12 protein-coding genes and 5 pseudogenes are annotated in these 18,240 nt (G+C 59.8%); 12 read left to right on the forward strand and 5 right to left on the reverse strand.

The features are described 5' to 3' along the window. Positions 1-746 precede the first annotated feature (746 nt). A pseudogene (locus QN219_RS29765) lies at positions 747-1,054 on the reverse strand (acetyl-CoA C-acyltransferase); the annotation flags it as partial. A 300-nt stretch (positions 1,055-1,354) separates the two neighbouring features. On the opposite strand from QN219_RS29765, the pseudogene QN219_RS34335 reads away from it, so the two are divergent. After that, positions 1,355-1,573: pseudogene (locus QN219_RS34335) on the forward strand (hypothetical protein); the annotation flags it as partial. A 730-nt stretch (positions 1,574-2,303) separates the two neighbouring features. Here the strand turns inward: QN219_RS34335 and QN219_RS29775 are convergent. Continuing rightward, positions 2,304-2,756 carry a pyridoxamine 5'-phosphate oxidase family protein gene (locus QN219_RS29775; protein ID WP_284004002.1) on the reverse strand — a complete coding sequence of 151 codons (453 nt, stop codon included), beginning with the start codon at positions 2,754-2,756 and terminating at the stop codon, positions 2,304-2,306. A 186-nt stretch (positions 2,757-2,942) separates the two neighbouring features. Further along, complete coding sequence (locus QN219_RS29780) at positions 2,943-4,130, reverse strand: SLC13 family permease (RefSeq protein WP_284004003.1); 1,188 nt, start codon at positions 4,128-4,130, stop codon at positions 2,943-2,945. 194 nt (positions 4,131-4,324) lie between these two features. On the opposite strand from QN219_RS29780, the gene QN219_RS29785 reads away from it, so the two are divergent. The 4 genes and pseudogenes from QN219_RS29785 to QN219_RS29800 form a co-directional block, all read left to right on the forward strand. Further along, complete coding sequence (locus QN219_RS29785) at positions 4,325-4,828, forward strand: GXWXG domain-containing protein (protein ID WP_284004006.1); 504 nt, start codon at positions 4,325-4,327, stop codon at positions 4,826-4,828. A gap of 152 nt (positions 4,829-4,980) precedes the next feature. Further along, positions 4,981-5,190 carry a CsbD family protein gene (locus tag QN219_RS29790; protein ID WP_283978983.1) on the forward strand — a complete coding sequence of 70 codons (210 nt, stop codon included), beginning with the start codon at positions 4,981-4,983 and terminating at the stop codon, positions 5,188-5,190. Positions 5,191-5,258: 68 nt separating this feature from the next. After that, positions 5,259-5,657: pseudogene (locus QN219_RS29795) on the forward strand (glycine betaine ABC transporter substrate-binding protein); the annotation flags it as partial. 516 nt (positions 5,658-6,173) lie between these two features. Beyond that, positions 6,174-6,620, forward strand: a pseudogene (locus QN219_RS29800) (molybdate ABC transporter substrate-binding protein); the annotation flags it as partial. An 82-nt stretch (positions 6,621-6,702) separates the two neighbouring features. Here the strand turns inward: QN219_RS29800 and QN219_RS29805 are convergent. Then, positions 6,703-6,903 (reverse strand): hypothetical protein, encoded by a 201-nt coding sequence (locus tag QN219_RS29805; protein ID WP_284004007.1) that lies wholly within the window; start codon positions 6,901-6,903, stop codon positions 6,703-6,705. A 431-nt stretch (positions 6,904-7,334) separates the two neighbouring features. On the opposite strand from QN219_RS29805, the gene QN219_RS29810 reads away from it, so the two are divergent. Both QN219_RS29810 and QN219_RS29815 read left to right on the forward strand, forming a co-directional pair. Then, the gene (locus tag QN219_RS29810; protein WP_284004009.1) at positions 7,335-7,574 is read left to right on the forward strand and encodes a hypothetical protein; all 240 of its coding nucleotides are present in this window, start codon (positions 7,335-7,337) and stop codon (positions 7,572-7,574) included. 651 nt (positions 7,575-8,225) lie between these two features. After that, a complete protein-coding gene (locus QN219_RS29815; protein WP_284004011.1) occupies positions 8,226-9,623 on the forward strand; it encodes a family 16 glycosylhydrolase in 1,398 nt (465 codons plus the stop codon). 338 nt (positions 9,624-9,961) lie between these two features. Here QN219_RS29815 and QN219_RS29820 read toward each other — a convergent pair whose 3' ends face one another. After that, entirely contained in the window at positions 9,962-10,102 is a 141-nt protein-coding gene (locus QN219_RS29820) for a Na+/H+ antiporter NhaA (protein WP_284004013.1), read from the reverse strand. Positions 10,103-10,806: 704 nt separating this feature from the next. On the opposite strand from QN219_RS29820, the gene QN219_RS29825 reads away from it, so the two are divergent. The 5 genes and pseudogenes from QN219_RS29825 to QN219_RS29845 all read left to right on the forward strand — a co-directional run bounded on the left by QN219_RS29825 (position 10,807) and on the right by QN219_RS29845 (position 17,980). Beyond that, positions 10,807-11,112, forward strand: coding sequence for a hypothetical protein (locus QN219_RS29825; RefSeq protein WP_284004014.1), 306 nt, complete (start codon positions 10,807-10,809; stop codon positions 11,110-11,112). Between the two features lie 729 nt (positions 11,113-11,841). Further along, positions 11,842-13,005, forward strand: coding sequence for a sensor histidine kinase (locus QN219_RS29830; RefSeq protein ID WP_284004015.1), 1,164 nt, complete (start codon positions 11,842-11,844; stop codon positions 13,003-13,005). Next, a complete protein-coding gene (locus tag QN219_RS29835) occupies positions 12,986-13,372 on the forward strand; it encodes a response regulator (protein WP_284004016.1) in 387 nt (128 codons plus the stop codon). Before QN219_RS29830 ends, QN219_RS29835 begins: the two co-directional genes overlap by 20 nt. Positions 13,373-14,025: 653 nt before the next feature. Next, a pseudogene (locus tag QN219_RS29840) lies at positions 14,026-14,337 on the forward strand (short-chain dehydrogenase/reductase); the annotation flags it as partial. Positions 14,338-14,611: 274 nt separating this feature from the next. Beyond that, the gene (locus QN219_RS29845) at positions 14,612-17,980 is read left to right on the forward strand and encodes an AAA family ATPase (protein WP_284004017.1); all 3,369 of its coding nucleotides are present in this window, start codon (positions 14,612-14,614) and stop codon (positions 17,978-17,980) included. Positions 17,981-18,240 lie beyond the last annotated feature (260 nt).

Raw genomic sequence — 18,240 nt, forward strand, 5'->3', positions numbered from 1 at the left:
GAACTGATCCGCGGCCGATTACCATTCACGCGGGCGGCGGGAATCGAAACTGCCGTCGTGGACGCGCCGGATACGTCGGCGGCTTTCATTCAATCGGCGTTTTCGGCCGCCTATCCGGACGGACAATTCAGCGATTTTGTCTGCACGGAAGTCGCGTGACTTCGTCCTCTGTCTGCGCAAGTTTAGCGGCAGAACGGCGATTGAGCACTAGCTTCTGCTGCCGGGTGTCGTTTGCTTTGGTGCCAGTACAGACATTCCATGCGATCTCGTAGAGCGGCAGCTTCGGGCCGAGAGCGGAACCTGGCTGTTTCCAGGATGACTTCTGCTTCTGGCGCATACCTGCCGTCCCGCAACGAACTGACAGTCCGCTTCGGGTCGACTCTGCTCGTTCGTGTAGGTCTCACCAGGGTGGACTGCGGACACTCGTTGCCGTACTGCCAAAAGCCCGGCATTACACCAATAAACGGACCTTAGACTTGCGCCACCGGAGCTCGTTTCGGATCTCGGTGGGAGGCCGGGTGCGATTGAACCCGGATCACCGTCGAGCCGCGGCGTGCCGCACTGCTGCGTGCACTTTGACGTCGATGGTGTAGGCCGCCTTGCCGATAGCTTGTGACGCACGTCAAGGCAAGGAACGGGCTTGCTGATCCAGCGAAAATGCTCTTCTGGCGCACCTGAACCACGCCAAGTACCGCAGGACGTGCTCCGCAGGACTTCAATATCCGCACCGGCCGATATTGCCACGGCTACAGCACCTCAAGCGCCAGTGCAATGCCCTGTCCTCCGCCGATGCAGAGTGTCACCATCCCGCGGCGCAGTCCCTCACGCTTCATCGCATGCAGGAGCCGGTCGTCAGGATGGCGCCGGTCGCACCGATCGGGTGGCCATGCGCGATAGCGCCGCCTTCGACATTCACGATGTCTTCCGGCAGGCCGAGCTCGTGGGCGACCGCGATTGGCACGGCGGCGAAGGCCTCGTTGATCTCGATGCGCTCGATGTCGGATAAACTCCAGCCCGCTCTTGTCAGCGCCTTGCGCACCGCGGGAACATGGCCATGGGCTTGTCCTCCAGAAACGGATGGCGCCGAAGTTCTGAGCAACTACGCTACGCTCAATCTCGAACTTCCAAAATCACAATGTGTGCCCGCTGGGCGGAAGCGGCGCGGGCACACCCCAGTGAGGTGTGCCGAAAAGTCCTGACGCGTGTTATGCTAGGGTTCAAGGTTTGGTAATGCGCGCGGTGCTGACGTCATTAGCTTTGATTCTCACGGTGACGACGGCCACCGCGGGAAGATGCGGTAGCAAGCGGAAACGCAGCAGCGGTCGAGCGGGCTCTTGCCGCAGGGGCCGATGTCGACAGCCGGGCGCGCGACGGGGCAACGGCTCTTATCAACGCCGCACTCGCAGACCGGCCCGGGATAGTCGAAGTGCTGATCGATAAGGGAGCCGACGTGGCGCGCAATTCGGGCGGCTTTACAGCTTCGGGTCGGTTGTTCCGGTTCCCTCCGTCGCGGTTGGGTGGAAAGGCGAAGCTCGACACTAAGGCGCCGAACCGCCGGTTTGCGCATCAATAGCGGCCGCGGCGTCTGCCGTGGATCGGATTGAATTCAGTCGAGACCGTCAATCCTCTTATAGATAAGATCGGGTGCAACGATCCACTCTTGCTGCTGCAGCGCTGCCACATCGACACGTCCACAACGGTCCCTGCCGGCCAGCCCAACAAAGCGGTATTGGCAACCTTCCGGGTCGATAGCGACCTCTCGAACCGGTCGCGCCCCAATATTAGCAACAATATCCCCGGAGAAGCGGACATTACCCAGGAAAAAATATTCGAAGGGGAGATTTCGACTAACCATAGGTTTGTGTCACCACGATGTGGCGATTTCCTGCCGATGTCCCGATATTCTAATACGATCTCGCTTCCGGACACATGGAATGTTTATGCGGTCGAGACTAACTCCCGTTATCAACATGCGACTTCGCGCGACGCAGTCGATAATCGCAGCCGCCTCCGTTGCTGAGCAGAAGCTGAACCAATGGCGGTATTGAATCGAAGCTGCGACAGCACATCCAACCCGTGCGGTATGCCGAGTTTTTGGCCGCATCGGAAGCTCCGGCTGTGTGGTGGGCTATCTTGCTTCGTTTGCAATGACCGCCGTCGCGACGTTCGTGGCGGTCGGTGGAAGTGTTTTGGCGCTGGCACTCGGCCAGCATTCCGGGTTAGCCGCGATGATCGCCCCGCAGGTTGAAACCGCGGGTACGATGTACGGCAGAAGGTAGGTCACAAACCGGTGGTTCTTGCCGCTAGCAGGTGACGAGATCAGTGTGGCCGAAACCTTTGTTGTAGTCGAGCACGGAGATGACTGTCGGCGTGACACGGAATATGCGCACCTGATCCGGACTCGGCATTGGCCCCGGCAGCGAGACTTGCCCCGGATACTTCAACGGCAGCATCCGCAACACCTTTTCCGCTTCACTTCGGTCGACGACGAGTTCAGCGCGCGCCGCCATGGAAAGTCCGGTGATTTCCATCACTTGTGGCGTGTCGTGATCGATGGTCAAGGACACGCGATCGTCTCGCGCCAGGTTCGCCGCCTTCTGGCTATCCAGACCGCATAGAAAGTAGAGCGTAAGGCCTTCGTTCACGTAGCCGACGGTGGTCGCCTGCGGCCAACCATCCGGCCTCAGCGTTGCAATCGTCATGATCCGGTGCTGATCCAACAGCGCCAGGATCTTCTTTCCAAGCTGCTCGTTCATCCCTGTCTCCGAAAATCATTGCAGACCGTGATGATCATAGGGGCCGTAGTTCGCGTGGCATTGACGCACGTCAAGCGCAATGTCCGGCAAAGGCGCCTCGGCCGCAATTCTGGTCAGGGCCCCGATCCAGCCGTTCTGCGCACTTGCCGGCGAGGGCGGTCGAAGTCAAGCGGATCGATCCAAGCGTTAGCTCGGGTCCCACCCCGTCACGAGCAGCATGACGGCAAAGCCCACCACATAGGCAAGTGGAACGAACCACCCTTGCTTTAGCCATGCCGTCACCGAGCGACCTTCCGGGTATTCGTTGGTCAGAGCCACGCCGGCAGAGGAGCCGAACCAAACCATCGAGCCGCCAAAGCCGACCGCATAGGAGAGCAGTGCCCAGTCATATCCGCCCTGCCGCAAGGCGAGCACGGTAAGCGGGATGTTGTCGAATACAGACGATAGGAGCCCGAGGAAAAAGGCCGACTGCCAGGAAGGGTCCGGCAAGGCCCTCACCGGCATTAGTGAGGCCGAGAGCACCAGGGCAACGAGAAAAATCGCTCCCTTGGCCGCCGGCCGCATTGCCGACCAGTCGGGTCGCGCGATGGGGCTCGTAACCAGGATCGCGATCCACAGCGCTATTCCCAACCACGGCGCCGTTTCCTCGCCCTCGCTGAGCAGATTTGCGAGGACATTGGCAGCAACGGCGATGGCGAGAATGACCGCGACGATCCAGACCCGTCGCCAGTGGAGCGGCCGCTCGCCAAAATCGTTGGCAAGGATCGGTTGGAAGCGGTGCTGGTACAGGGCGCTGAGCGGCCCGAAGACCGCGAAGGCGGCAACTGCTGCGACATAGGCGGCCAGTACTGTGATCGGTGACACGCCGTTCAGCCACATGATAGTGGTGGTCGTGTCACCGATAACGCTGCCGGCCCCGCCCGCATTGGCCGCTGCGACAATGGCAGCGAGGAAGCCGACGCTCACCCGGCCCTTATAGACGTGCCGGGCCATAACACCGCCGAGCACTGCCGCTGCGATATTGTCAAGAAATGCGGCCAGGACGAAGATTATGCCGAGCAGCACCAGCCCGCCGGTCCAGTTGTCGGGCAGCAGCCGCGGCAGATGGTCCGGCACATTGCTGTGCTCGAAATGACTGGAAAGCAGCTCAAAGCCGATGAGGAGCAGCAGCAGGTTGGTAGCTATCACCCACTCACGCTCGAGGTGACGGATCAGGCCGTCGGCGCCCGTCCCGGTCGGAAAGGCACTGAAGAAAGCTGCGTACGCAAGTATGACCAGCAGCCCGACGAGGCTGATCTCCAGCTCGCGTTTGCGGAACAGCGCGACACCCAGCAGCATCAACCCGAATAGGACGAACTCAATTGGAATGCGCATGGGCGGCATGCTAGCGGTTGACCATTGAACAGTCGAGCCGACGTCCGCCTGGGGTCGGTCCTCGACGTTGGCGCAATCTGGCAGACACGAATCCAGCGGACCGCGGTTGGAGTTGCAGACTTAAAGAGTTCCGGAATGTGTACGCCACGCCAAGCGGAGGGCCAAGCGGCGCAGGAACAAGGACATTTCTTCCGGTGAGAGAGCAGCAGACAGCTCTTGAGATATTTCGAAGCTTGCAGCCGTTGGAGCCACGCGAAATGGTCGGGCTATGGAGGGGGCGTGGCATCCCGGCTGGGCATCGGGTCGACGGCGTGCTGGAGAATCTGGGTTGGTTCGGCAAACGGTTTAGGCCAGACCTGCGCGTTGATGCGCTGCTGTTTTGTTCGGGCGAGCGGCGGCTGATCGCGATCGATCCGGCAAGAATACTACTTCGCCTGGCGCTCCGGTTCCGCAAGATCGGCAGGATGCGCGTCGCGAGAAACCTGTTTCCGTATCTCCAGTGTGGACTTCGGGCGAACGGCCCGGTGGCCTCCCTGAAATCCATGCCGTTTGACGGCGTGGCAGGTGCCGCCATGCTCTACGACGGTCAACCTATCGTCGTTTATTTCCGTCGGATCCATGAGCAGAGAATCATGGGGGCGATGAGCGGCGACGAACGGATCTACTTCTTCCAACTTGCGAGGGTCGATGAACCTTAAACGGGCAGCCGGAGATCATCGAAGGATCGCGCCCCTAACGACCGCAGTGGGTGATCAGGAGACCTACGTCCTGAATCAGCGGCGACGGCTAGCAGAACAAAATCCTGCGTTGCGGGTTTGAGTTTCACAATATGTGAACAGGAGGATACGCAATGGACTGGAACCGCGTGGAAGGAAACTGGAAGCAGGTTAAAGGCAAGATCAAAGAGCAGTGGGGCAAGCTCACTGACGACGACCTCGACCGGATCGCCGGCAACCGCGACCAGCTCGAAGGCAAGATCCAGGAGCGCTACGGCATCGAAAAGGACCGTGCGCGGCGCGACATCGACGATTGGTATAATCGCCAGACCTGGGATTGGTAGCGCCTAACGCACTCGCACGCAGCTTCGGCGGGGTTCTTGCTGCGCATATCCTAGCAGTGTCTACTCGCGAACGCAGGGTCGGTTGGTTCGGCTACTACTGGTCACCGACTTCGCTGCTCGGTAAATACCAAATGGTCAAGCTGGATTTCGACGCGCCACACGATTCAGCGGAATGGAAGCGTTGCAACACGGTGGTTGATTGCGAAGATCCGAAAGTAAACGATTGGCCGACCGACAAAGTGGAGACGCTCGTCACCCGCGAGTTCGCTGATCGTGCCGGTGCGGCGATGGACTACCTGAAGAAGAGGCGCTGGGACAATGCCACGCTGAACGAGCTGTTAGCCTGGATGACCGAGAATCAAGCCACGGGCGAGGATGCTGCAAGATACTTTCTGGAGGAGAATCCCGAGATTTGGACAAAGTGGCTTTCTCCCGAAGTCGCGGAAAAGGTGAAATCGTCACTATGACTCGCGGGCCTGTGATCCGCCGCGTTCGTCGACTTCGATGCGGTTCGTCACAGATGTCGGCGGCGGGGCCGACGCCGGTCCCCATGAAATCCCGGTGTACAACCAGCTTCCGACCCAGCGTGCTGCTTCATCATTGGGCAGCCGCTCTCCCAACGCGCAACCTGCACAACATCGTGTCGGTTGACGGGGGGTGGCTTCCGCCGAAAAGGGCGCAAGCGGTTTTGATCTCGTTTGCGCTCGACCGAGGGTGCGGCAACTCGTTGTCGTAAGACTTCAGTCCTATTCCAAACCGGTTGTACGCTCTTATGTCACCGGAATGACTAAGAGAGAATCGACGATAATCATTCTATTGCTGGTCCTCGCCCTGCTCGCGATCGCGGTCTACGGCTTTCTTGGGATTCAACAGCTAATCTAACTGCATCTCAGTCCCGATTTAGTCCTCAGGCCGCGAGCCAAGTTATGGCAAACATCGCAACAATACCTAGGAGAATCATCATGCCGGCGACGTCGAGCGGGTCAATGGGCGTGGCAGCCAGGGCGGGCATTCGACCGCTCGACATAGGCTCTGTGGAAGCGATCGAACACGTATTGAAGAACGTCAGATCAATCGCCTACGCTGCTGACGGAACCAGCGGCGGCTACTTCTCCGGTTTGCTAGAGCGCCTAGGAATAGCGAACGAGGTGAAGCCCAGGCTAGTGGGTATAGCAGGAGGGCAGATAGCGCTGGCTGTAGCCCGTGGCGAAGCCGAGTTGGCGGTTGTTCCCGTGACCTCAATCCTCGCCGCCGCTCCCGACCTCATGCTTGTCGGGCGGTTTCCGTCGGAACTCCAAAGTTAAATCGACTTCGCCATCGGCATCAGCGCCGATCCAAAGGACACAGAAGCTGCCAAGCAATTGTCGGAGTTTCTGATGTCGGCTGACGTCAATGGCACCGTGGCAGCAAAGGGCGTCGAACGCGGCTAGTGGCGTCGTCGTCCAGTGCCCCGAATGGGGCGCTCGCTCGCTTCGCCGCGAGTTTGAGCGCGATGGGATCAGCCGCCATCCGTCAGCCCAAATACACCGCGATCACGCCCATGGCAGAGGCGATGAGTCCAAGCACGATGCGGACAGCGTGGAGCATCAGCCGTATGCTCAGCACTGCAGCAACCCGATCAGGGGGAATGGACTTGCTGACGAACTGGCTGTTCATCGGCCCGTTATCAATAATGCAGACCAACGCGACGCCCCAGAGGTAGCGTTGTTGCACGTCCGACCATCCCAGCCAGAGTGAGCCGGCCAAGCCAAGAAGCATCGTGGCGAGGCAGACAGGCAGCGTTTTGCCGATGAAATGGATGTTCGTTGAAAACCAATCGAGAAATTCGGCCGGCGACAGGCTCTTTCAATAGGAGCCCAGCGTCGGGCCGATAGTCAGCAGGGCTCTGGTGAAAAGGCCCGTGCCACACACGGCGAGAATGTTGAAGATCAGGCGTACGGTCATCATTGTCGCTTCCGAATTGGAGCTCTGGATTAACTGAACGGAGTGAAAGACATCCAGAAGGTGAACCAGCAAGCCGTCGGAGTTACCACCGACTGATTCTCAGCCTGGTACCTGAATTCGACACAGTGCATCAAAGGTCCTAAGCCCCTTGCCGAGTAGTTCGCAGCCTGAGACGCGGCAGATCCGTGCTATACTTTAACATGGACGAACTCTCTCAACTCGAGAAGCGACTTGCGGCCGCAGAACGGCGCGTTGCCGAGGCCGGCAAGCTCGTCGCACTACAAGGGGAGCTCGTTGCCAAGCTGGAGAGCGATGGCCGAGATGCCACAACAGCGCGCAAATTGTTGGTCAGTTTCGCGCAGAGCTTGGCACAAGTTGTTGGTGAGCGCGACCGCATCATCAGAGAAAGAGAAAGGGTGGCGCGGCGCGGTACCCGATAGCCGACGGACGATGGACGACCAGACGGCGCTGTCTCACCCGAGCTGTCCCGCGAGGCATTACAGGAGCCTTTAGGCTTGTGGAGACGCGATGTTCGGGACGTAGCTGCCTCTTCTCCTGGGGTAAGGAATTCCACGATCACCGAGAGCAATGCCTGCACCATAACGATCCAGCAAGACGTCAATCGTTGTGTCTGTGGACGAGGGCCGAAAGGATCGGCTTTCTCTCTTGACCAATGAAAGGCAGCGCCCCAGACGGAAGGAGAGGGCGCTGCCAGCTGGTCGACTCGGGAGAACAGGGAGGGGTGCTGAGCCGACCCTGCTTCGAAGAACATCGCCTCGGATAGGAGCGATTGCGCCAAACGCAGGGCTCCTCCGATGGTTCCGATAAATCAGGCCATCTGTGGCACTTTCTTTCGAGGGGCGCTGCCATCTGCGCCACCATCGCCGTCGTCATCCCGCCACCAGCCCGATACTTGAGCTTGACGGCCGTTAAGCTGGGCCTGCGGCGGCCACAGCGGTAACTTCCAACCTTTGTTCGGCAAGCTCGAGGTGCCCGGATAAGGCGCGAGTGTGTGCGACAAGTCACACTACGGGATGCTAAGGGGTGCTCCTGCGGGGCGGGGGTCGTACCACTAAACAGGAGACTTCTCGATGAGCAGAACGGTCACTAATGCCTTGGGCGAGCCGCTGTCCTATAGCGGCGGTTCTACGGCATGGTTTTCCGCCAGCGGGTCCGGATCGGTCCTCTACGGAACCGCCGGCAACGATTCGATGTGGGGCGACAGTTCCGTCCATGTCACCATGATCGGGGGCACAGGCGACGATATCTATTATCTCTATTCAGGGGGCAACCAGGCCTCTGAGGCGCCCGGCGAGGGTGTTGATACTATCAGCACCTGGATGAACTATGCGCTGCCGGAGAATTTCGAGAACCTGACGGTCACCGGCGACGACCGTTTTGCCTTCGGAAACAGTGCTGACAACATCATCACCGGCGGCGCGGGCAGCCAGACGCTTGACGGCGGGGCCGGCAATGATGTCCTCATTGGGGCCGGCGGTCAGGATACGTTCGCTTTCAAGAGCGGCAACGGTAGCGACCTGATCAGCGACTTCGGCGCCGACGATATCGTCAGGCTCGAAGGTTACGGCTTCACGTCTTTCGAGCAGATCGTGGCAAACGTGACCCAGGAGGCCGCCAATCTCAAACTGAGCCTCGCCGATGGAGAGAGCCTCGTCTTTGCGAACACCACCGCCGATCAGCTGCAGGCGAGCCAGTTCAGCCTGGCGCTGGACCGATCCGTTCTGACGCAGACCTTCTCGGACGAGTTCAACACGCTTCAGCTCAACGACGGCACAAGCGGTGTGTGGGACCCGAAGTTCTGGTGGGCGCCGGAGAAGGGAGCGACTCTCACCGGAAACGGCGAATTGCAGTGGTACATCAATCCGGCCTATCAGCCGACCGCCGCGGCCAATCCATTCTCGGTCACGGACGGCGTTCTGACGATCACCGCCAAACCGGCGTCCGAGGCGATCCAGGCCGAAACCGACGGCTATGATTACACCTCTGGCATGCTGACGACCTACTCGTCCTTCGCCCAGACCTACGGCTATTTCGAGATGCGCGCCGACATGCCGGACGACGAGGGGGCATGGCCAGCCTTTTGGCTGCTGCCGGCGGACGGTTCCTGGCCGCCGGAACTGGACGTCGTGGAAATGCGCGGCCAGGATCCGAATACGGTCATCGCTACCGTGCATTCCAACGAGACCGGTTTGCAAACCAGCATTGCGAGCGCGGCCAAGCTCACCGATACAAGCGGCTTCCACAAGTATGGTGTGCTTTGGACGGAAGACGAAATCGTCTGGTACTTCGATGATGCGGCGATCGCTCGCGCCGACACCCCAGCTGACATGCACGATCCGATGTACATGCTCGTCAATCTTGCCGTCGGAGGCATGGCAGGCTCGCCAACCGAGGGCCTCGTCGGCGGCGCCGAAATGAAGGTCGACTATATCAAGGCCTATTCGCTCGACGCCGACTGGCAGATCTGAGCGGCGAACAACAGCGACCGGCAGCGCCAAGTCTGCCGGTCAGGCTTTCCCTGATAGGACAGAACGGCGAGTGCCCGCGCGGGGGACCAGCGCGGGCACTCATAGCAGGCTGAGACCTGACGCCGCTGAGGGACGGCGCGACACAATATTCATGAGAAGTGCCTTTGTTGTTCTCGATTGTGGCCGCAAGCAACGAAGACGCTTCGCTTCCTTTTGAAAGCTTCCTCTCCTGGGCGTGGCTAGATAAGATGCCGATCAATTTCCCGATAGATAAATCCGCGACTACACCGAACGACGGAACATGGGGTCCAAGCAAAGACAACACGCCGAGGCGAAAGCTACGTCCGTCGCCGAAGGTGTCGCCAGCCCCGCAGCGCTTCTGCGTCATCTCGATTGAAGAAGGCGTAAAATACCGCCGGTACTAGCATTCCACCCGTCGCTGCAGTGTCGGGCAGAAGACAGCTTCTCCGGCTCGACAATTGTTCATGGACCCCCTCTCGAGCTCAATGCGCAAAAGGAAGAGCGCCATCAATCCATCATTGATCCGTTGCTGCACGCTGAATGGACCGAGACTAGTACCAAGCGAGCAACACATGATGCTGCGAGCCGGGAGTTCGCCAGCAGGATCGCGAGCAACGCGGCAACAATGAGCGGTAAGCCTGCGGAGAATGCATTATCTGGAAGCCGACGTAGGAGGCGGGTAGTGATGCGACCGTTCACAGACATTGCCCCGCCTTACTGGTTTCTCGCGTTCTTCGACTTGGTGCTCGATCCAACCGATCGAGCAATAGGCACGCCGTGGGTATTTCAGTGGACTATAAGTGGCCGTAGGCGCTCACCCGCCGCACTATGGATAGTGGGAGTGTTTCGCGACGGTCTTAAGACCTCTGACGGTGCCGATCGGACTAAGGTCCTAGGCGTCAGTTTACTTTAGTCCAAACGGCGAGTATATTTATTCTTTTATAGCCCGATCGTACTAAAAGCAAAATTATATAATAGCTGTTCCACTCAATATAGCTAATCCATTGGTCCCGCTTTTTTTAATTATTGCGCGGTATTAAACTAAGCGAGAGCGCAATAGACCGAAAATTCTACAACCCCAACTGAAAACAACGCGATGAGATAGCCTTGTTCGCGCTCAACCGCCGCGTTGTACATGTTCCGGATTTTAGGGGAGATAACAGTGGCTAAGCTTACACGCATTCTGACTCTGTCAACGGCACTTGCGCTTTTGGCAGCGTATTCCGCGCCTTTTGTCATCGACGTTGCGCAAGCGAGTTACGACACCGGTGACGGCGGCGATGGTGACGGCGGCGACGGCGACGGTGACGGCGACGGCGATGGCGATGGCGATGGTGACGGCGACGGCGATGGCGACGGCGATGGCGACGGCGGCGGTGGGGGCGGCAAGCACCCGAATAACGGTTTCGGTAATGGCGGCGGTGACGGAGTTCCCGGTAACTCCGGCAAGAGCGATGTAAACCGTTAATTCGCGCGATACCTGGAGGGCGGCTGTCGCTTTGGGCCGCCGCCCTTCGGGATGAGCAGCTTGGTCGTCCGTCGTTTCGAAGAAGGCTGCTCATGCCACGATGACATGTCGCGACAGTTTAGCCGATGCTGATGCAAGGACGAGTCATTGCAGACCGACGCAAAACGCAGCGGCTCCGGAGATTCTGACACGACGATCTGCGCTGCTCGGAACTATCGGTCGGCGTAGTCGGCTCCTCGGTTTCGCTCACTGAACCTGCGCCCAAGCCCACGCGCCAGGACCTCGATGATTATTCACGCGACTTGCAATGTCGAAACTTTCTCGGATTGAAGCCGAACCTGAAGACCAGAACTGGTCTGAAGTCGAGAAGGAATTTAACAAACTGGCGGAGTGAAAGCCGATAAAGTGCTGTTGAATCAGCAGCGTAAGTTCCATAATTGAAAATCTTTGATATGTTATATCAATACAAATGTGATTTGCGGCTTTAGCGAGCGACGGATCATTGGGGATCAAGGTCGTCGAGGGCGTGCATCCGCCGCTCGGCGGATTGAACGATATACGATCTTCGGTTCGACGCCCTCGCCGCGGACCGTCGTCACCGGATCGTGAGGGGTTTCGCTTCGGACTGTGAAGCTGATCGCGAGAAACACGGCTTCGGAGCGGGTGCTGACGCATTGCCTCGCCGGAACCTTAGCGCGAGGCAAACGTTACGCCCGACTGGAGCGGACGATGACCGACGGGCAGACCCAGACAGTCGAAGAGAGCCTGAGAGCGCAACGCGCCGCGCTGGCCGATTTCGGGCTGTTCGCTTTTCAGAGCGACGATATCGACACTCTGCTTCATCGTGCCTGCGAGCTGGTCTCTGCGGCGCTCAACGTGCCTCTGGTAAAGGTGCTCGAGCATCTGCCGGACCGGGGCGAGATGCTGATCCGCAGCGGCGTCAACTGGGAGCCCGGCGTCGTCGGTCACGAAACCTTTGGGGATAACGAAGACTCCCCAGGAGGCTACGCGCTCAGGGCCGACCAACCTGTTGTGTCGGCGGATCTCAGTGTGGAAGATCGTTTCAGGGCGCCGGACGTGCTGCTGCGGCACGGTGTCAAAAGTGTGGTCAACGTCATAATCGCCGGAGAACAGGCGCCGTTCGGGGTGCTGGAGGTCGACGCCCGGGAGCCGCGGAACTTCGGCGGGGACGATATCGCGTTCCTGCGCACCTACGCAAATCTCCTTGCGGCGGCGATCGAGCGGGTTCGTGCGCACGATGCACTCCGACAATCGGCCCGAGAGCAGGGTGTCCTCGCGCGAGAACTCGGGCATCGGGTCAAGAACGTACTCGGCCTCATTCGCGCACTGGCTTCTCTGACGTCGGCCGAGGGGCGAACCGCCGAAGAATTCCGCGGCGCCTTCATCGATCGGCTCCAAGCGCTCTCGGCGGCCGAGAGCCTGGTGTTCGAAAGCAGCGACGAGCGGGTGGATCCGCTGGCGCTCGCGCACGAGGTTCTTGCGCCCTATCGACAGGGCGATCCAAAGAAGATCGCTATTGAAGGAGCATCGGTCCGCCTGTCGCCGAGACAGGCCCGTATGTTCGGTCTGGCGCTTCACGAACTGGCGACGAACGCGGCCAAGCATGGGGCGATCGGCGTCGCCCAAGGAGCGGTGCGTCTCGGTTGGCATCTGGAGGAGATAAACGGGCGCCGTATCTCGTTGACTTGGCAGGAGGTGGACGGGCCAGAGATTATCCCACCGAAACGAACCGGCTTCGGCACTCGCCTGCTCGAGGATGTCGTCGCGCATGAACTGAGGGGCAAGGCGGAGCTTCTCTACGAGCGGCGCGGGCTGCAATACCGTCTTGAGTTTCCCGTGGACGAGAAAGACGATGACGGGCGATCTGCATAACGAGCTCTCCGGCCGGCGGATCCTGGTCGTCGAAGACGAACGACTCATCGCATTGGACATTCAGGACATTCTTAAAAGGTGGGGATGCACCGTGATCGGACCGGTTGCCACCGCCACCGAGGCGCTGGCGTTGATTGCGGACGAGTGCCCGGATTCGGCCATTCTCGACGTTCACTTGGATGGCGAGACCTCCGAGCCCATCGCCGTCGCCTTGCAGGCCAGCGGGCGCCCGTTCCTTGTCATCACTGCCTACCCACGAAGTCATCTCACCGGAACCCTCAGCGTCGCCCCGCTGTTGAGCAAGCCCGTCGACGAGAAGAAGCTGGGGCAAGAGCTATCCACGCTGATTCGCGATGCCCGCCCCTGAGAAACCGCTCATCGCTCTCCTGGGGGCACCTGTTCGGTCCGCATGCGGACGAGTTCATAAACCTGTTCCGGCGATCCGGCACTTCTGACGACGACCGTGCTCCAGGATACCATGTATGTTGACAACCGCTGATGCCGTGCATGAGTGGGATAGGCGGCGGCCTCCTGGCAAAGTGACACGCGTGGTTTACGCGAATGCTCTGCTCGAGTTGACCAAAGGAGAGGAGGCCGCAAGGTTGAGCATCGTACGGCACCAGCCGTGTGACGATCGGGAATCAAAGCTGAAGTTGACCCACATTGCAGGGTATCTTTTCGCGACGAGAGGCTCGCCGAAAGCTGAAGTCACGCACGCCGTCATGAATACGACGGCGCCGTTTGATCAGGAGGCCTCAGGCAAGATCCGGCCATTTTGGTAGGTAAGATTAAGCCGGATCATTTGGATCCTCCGAAAAGACTAAGGCGGAGAACTCTTATATGAGGTTTTTAGAATGACGTCAGGTGTTCTTCATGCTCTGCGTACGTCCTTGCAGGTTCATTTCGGTCTGGCGGTGAATTACGAGAAAGTACAATGCTTGACTCCTCCGCAGGAGTTCATCTCTCTTGAGAGAGGTCATTGTCAGAGAAGCAGGTCAACGCCCTGCATGCCGCTCTCCGATCGTGAAACCAGACCTTTTCCGCACTGAACTTCTCACAGAAGAGTCAACCAACTATGCGGAGGCCTCCGTCGAGGACTATGACGAGAGGCGGACGGCGCAGATCGCCTTTTGGAAGTCCCAGAACGGCAAACAGGGGGGCGACCCGGCCAAGCTCGCGCGCGCCCTGATCACGCTCACGGACCAGGATGAATTGTCGCGACGCTTCCTCGCCGGCGCTGACGCGAATGGGATCGCCGAGCAGAGTATCGCGCTCCTGCAGCAGCAGATCGCAGCACATAGGGAGCTGTCAATCTCCCTCGCCATAGACTAGCCAGCGTGGGCGTCCACCAAGCCTTGCTCGGTACACAATTCGCGCGCATTTCAAAGTCCGCTTCGCGGCCAGCACCGGAAATTCCGGGCTGTAACGGTGGCTGACCGCCTTGGGTCAAAGATTGCCATCCGATCACTCTTCGAAACGTGCAAAATGCTCTACGTTGCGGACGTTGAGACGTTTGATGCCCGGAGATGGGTTTCCCTCGCGCCTTCCTCGCGAATCTGCTGTAGAATGGAACCTTGCGCTCCGGGGACACGGAGGCGGATGAGCCATGGATGTCGGTGCCTGGCTTCGGGAGTTGGGCCTTGAGCGGTACGAAGAACCGTTCCGCGAGAACGAGATTGATGCCCGCAGCCTGCCGCATCTCACCGCCGAAGACCTGAAAGAGTTGGGCGTAACGCTTGTTGGGCATCGGAGGCTGCTGCTCGAGGCGATCGCTGCTCTAGGCAAGGCACACCCAGCCAGCGCAACACAGGAGCCCCAGGTACAAGGCCCCGCGCGCTCACCCCAAGGCGGAGCCGAGCGCCGCCAGTTGACCGTCTTGTTTTGTGATCTGGTCGGCTCGACGGCGCTCGCTGCGCGCCTGGATCCTGAGGACATGGGCGCGATTGTCCGCGCCTATCATCGCTGTTCCACGGACGTCATTCGCAGTTGGGGAGGACACGTCGCAAAATACATGGGCGATGGTGTGCTGGCCTATTTCGGGTTTCCACAGGCGCATGAAGATGACGCGGAGAGAGCGATCCACGCGGGGCTTGCACTTATCGACGCAGTTGCCGGTCTGAGAACCGCTTCCAATGAGCCAGTTGGCGCGCGGGTGGGAATTTCGACGGGTCTGGTGGTCGTAGGCGAGCTGATCGGCGAGGGGGCTGCGCACGAGGAGAGCGTCGTGGGGGATACGCCCAATCTTGCCGCTCGCCTTCAGGCGCTTGCGCAGCCGAACACTGTCGTGATTGGTCCTACGACTCATCAGCTCGCCCGCGGCTTCTTCGAGTACGCCGATCTCGGCAGCCATAAGCTGAAGGGCTTTTCCGCGCCCATTCAGGCCTGGCAGGTGATTGGGACAACCAGGGCCGAAACCCGCTTTGAAGCAGCGCACGAAGCTGGGGTGACTCCCTTTGTCGGGCGCGAGCAGGAAATCGCGCTGCTGATGGATCGTTGGAGTCAAGCGAGCGAAGGTGAAGGTCAGGTCGTGCTGATTTCGGCGGATCCCGGCATGGGCAAGTCGCGGATTACCCAAATACTGCGAGAGCACCTCACCAGTGAGGCACACACGCGCCTGCGATACCAGTGTTCGCCTCACCACCGCAACAGCACGCTCTACCCCATTATCGACCAGCTCGAACGGGCCGCCGGGATCGGGCCTCAGGACACGGCCGACTCCAAGCTCGACAAGCTCGAAACCGTGCTCGCACAATCCGCCACCAATCTCGTGGAGGTCGTGCCCCTGTTCGCCGCTTTGCTTTCAGTGCCAACCGGGACGCGCTACCCGGCGGTTGATTTGAGCACACCGCGGCAAAAGGAGAGCCTATTTGAAGCCTTGGCACAGCAAGTCGACGGCTTGGCCGCGCATCGGCCGGTCCTCTTCATTTTCGAGGATGCGCACTGGATCGATCCAACCTCACATGAGCTACTGGACCAGATCATCGATCGAGCGCAGAGACTCCGGATTCTGGTGGTCGTGACGTTCAGGCCGGAATTCGTACCGACCTGGACCCGCTATCCGCACGTGACGTTTCACTCACTCAACCGCCTCACGCGCAAACAGGTCGAGACGATGGTGGAGAACGTTGCCGGAGGCAAGATCCTGCCGACGGAGGTGCTTGACCAAATCGCCCTCAAGACCGACGGTGTGCCGTTGTTCGTTGAAGAGTTAACCAAGACAATCCTGGAATCGGATCTCCTCGTCGCTCGGAACGGCAGCTTTGTCTTGCGCGGCTCGCTGCCGCCGTTCGCAATTCCGAGCACGCTGCAGGATTCGTTGATGGCCCGGCTGGATCGGCTTGCGCCCGTAAAGGAGGTTGCGCAGATCGGCGCCGTTATTGGTCGCGAATTTTCACATCAGCTTCTCGCCGCCGTGTCGTCTCTGCCGGAGCCGGAGCTTGAGAGCTCTCTCGATCAGTTGTTGCAATCGGAGCTGGTCTTCCGGCGTGGTGTCCCGCCGCAAACAACTTACGTCTTCAAGCATGCGCTTGTTCAAGACGCTGCGTATGCCACCCTCCTTCGCAGCAGAAAACAGCAGCTCCACGCGCGTGTCGCCCAGATTCTGCGGGAGTACTTCCCGGCACAGGCCGAGGCAGAGCCTGAAGTCCTTGCTGGTCATTATATGAAGGCGGGGCTGACCGACGAGGCCATTACGCACTGGCTATTGGCCGGACGGCGGGCGACTGAACGCTCGGCCAACGTGGAAGCGATCAGCCATTTAACCGCGGGGCTGCAGCTCTTGGCGGCACAGCCCGATTCACCAGAACGGGCCAAACGAGAACTCATGCTTCAAATCGGCCTGGCGGTCCCGTTGACGGCGGCGAAAGGTTACGCCGCTCCGGAAACGGCCCGCGCCTATACGAGAGCGCGAGAGCTTTGTGGCGCTTTGGGCGATACGAAGCAGCTCTTTCCTGCAATGTACGGCGAATGGGTCTACCATATGGTGAAAGCGCATCAGCAGGAAGCGAGGCGCGTCGCGGAAGAGTTTCTGCGCCTGGCCGAACGGCATGGGGCGCGGGGTGGGATCGTTGTGGCGCATCGCACCCTGGGGCTAACGCTTCTCAACCTTGGGCAGCTCGCGGCGGCTCGGGAGCAGATGGAGCAGGTTGTTGCCCTCTATGATCCAGAGGCGCACCGCTCACTGGCGTTTCGCTATGGACAGGACCCGCGATCCGTGGGGCTGTCCTTTCTGGCCTGGATTGAATGGCTGCAGGGCTATCCTGATGTCGCGCTGAAACATAGTCGGGAGGCTATCGACCTTGCGCACGATCTCGGCCACGCCACGACCACAGCATACGCACTGAGCGTTGCTCCCTATGTGTATCACTTCCGCGGAGACCTTGCCGGAGCCCACAAGGCGGCTGAGGCCGCGGTCGCTTTCTGCAAGGAGGAGCGCAACCCATTCTGGCTGGCAACGGCACGGGTGATCTGGGGATGGGCGCTAGCCGAAGGAGGATACCAAGAGCGAGGTCTGGCTGAGATCCGTTCCGGCCTTGACGGGTGGCGCGAGACCGATTCAGCATGGCTGTCGCCATGCTATCTTGCGCTGTTTGCCCAGGCACTCGTCAAGGCGAACCAGCCCGATCAAGCTCTCGAAGCGCTCGACCAAGGCTTGGCGATAGTCGGGGAGACCAGTGAGCGACTCTACGAGTCGGAGCTCCACAGGCTGAAGGGCGAGCTACTCCTGCAGCTCTCGCCACAACAGGCCAAGGATAGTGCCGAGGTGGAATATCTCAAAGCCCTGGAAATCGCGCGGAAACAGGCTGCTGTGTCGCTCGAGCTTCGCGCCGGCACCTCCATCGCGCGCCTGTGGTGTGACCAAGGTAAGCGCGCCGAGGCCCGTGATCTGCTCGCGCCGGTCTACCGCCGGTTTACCGAGGGTTTCCATACGGCGGACCTTGGCAGGGCCAAGGCGGTCCTCGATGCGCTACTCTGACGGGGTGCTGCCGTGGCTCCGACAGCCAACCTGATGTTGCGGGGACTCAAGTCAAGCAGAAACGCCGGCTAGGTTGAATGGCAGCTTTCAAGCGCCGGAGTCGAGCCCTTCAAAGTCTGAATTGGGGCCATTTGCGCCCTAGCGCGAGCAAGTTTGGATGGCCGCATTGGGTCGATCTTTCCGGTTCAGATCGCGTCGCACGGAGGGAACCTGTCACTCGTCTCATCGATTGGAACGAGCAACTCGCGCCCTATCCTGGC

This window comes from Sinorhizobium sp. 8-89, assembly GCF_030124325.1.
Lineage (GTDB): Bacteria > Pseudomonadota > Alphaproteobacteria > Rhizobiales > Rhizobiaceae > Sinorhizobium.

Coding starts and splice junctions, on each gene's coding strand:
- QN219_RS29775 (WP_284004002.1), bottom strand. CDS start 2,756: ATGAACGAGCAGCTTGGAAAGAAGATCCTGGCGCTGTTGGATCAGCAC.
- QN219_RS29780 (WP_284004003.1), bottom strand. CDS start 4,130: ATGCGCATTCCAATTGAGTTCGTCCTATTCGGGTTGATGCTGCTGGGT.
- QN219_RS29790 (WP_283978983.1), top strand. CDS start 4,981: ATGGACTGGAACCGCGTGGAAGGAAACTGGAAGCAGGTTAAAGGCAAG.
- QN219_RS29810 (WP_284004009.1), top strand. CDS start 7,335: ATGGACGAACTCTCTCAACTCGAGAAGCGACTTGCGGCCGCAGAACGG.
- QN219_RS29815 (WP_284004011.1), top strand. CDS start 8,226: ATGAGCAGAACGGTCACTAATGCCTTGGGCGAGCCGCTGTCCTATAGC.
- QN219_RS29830 (WP_284004015.1), top strand. CDS start 11,842: ATGACCGACGGGCAGACCCAGACAGTCGAAGAGAGCCTGAGAGCGCAA.
- QN219_RS29835 (WP_284004016.1), top strand. CDS start 12,986: ATGACGGGCGATCTGCATAACGAGCTCTCCGGCCGGCGGATCCTGGTC.
- QN219_RS29845 (WP_284004017.1), top strand. CDS start 14,612: ATGGATGTCGGTGCCTGGCTTCGGGAGTTGGGCCTTGAGCGGTACGAA.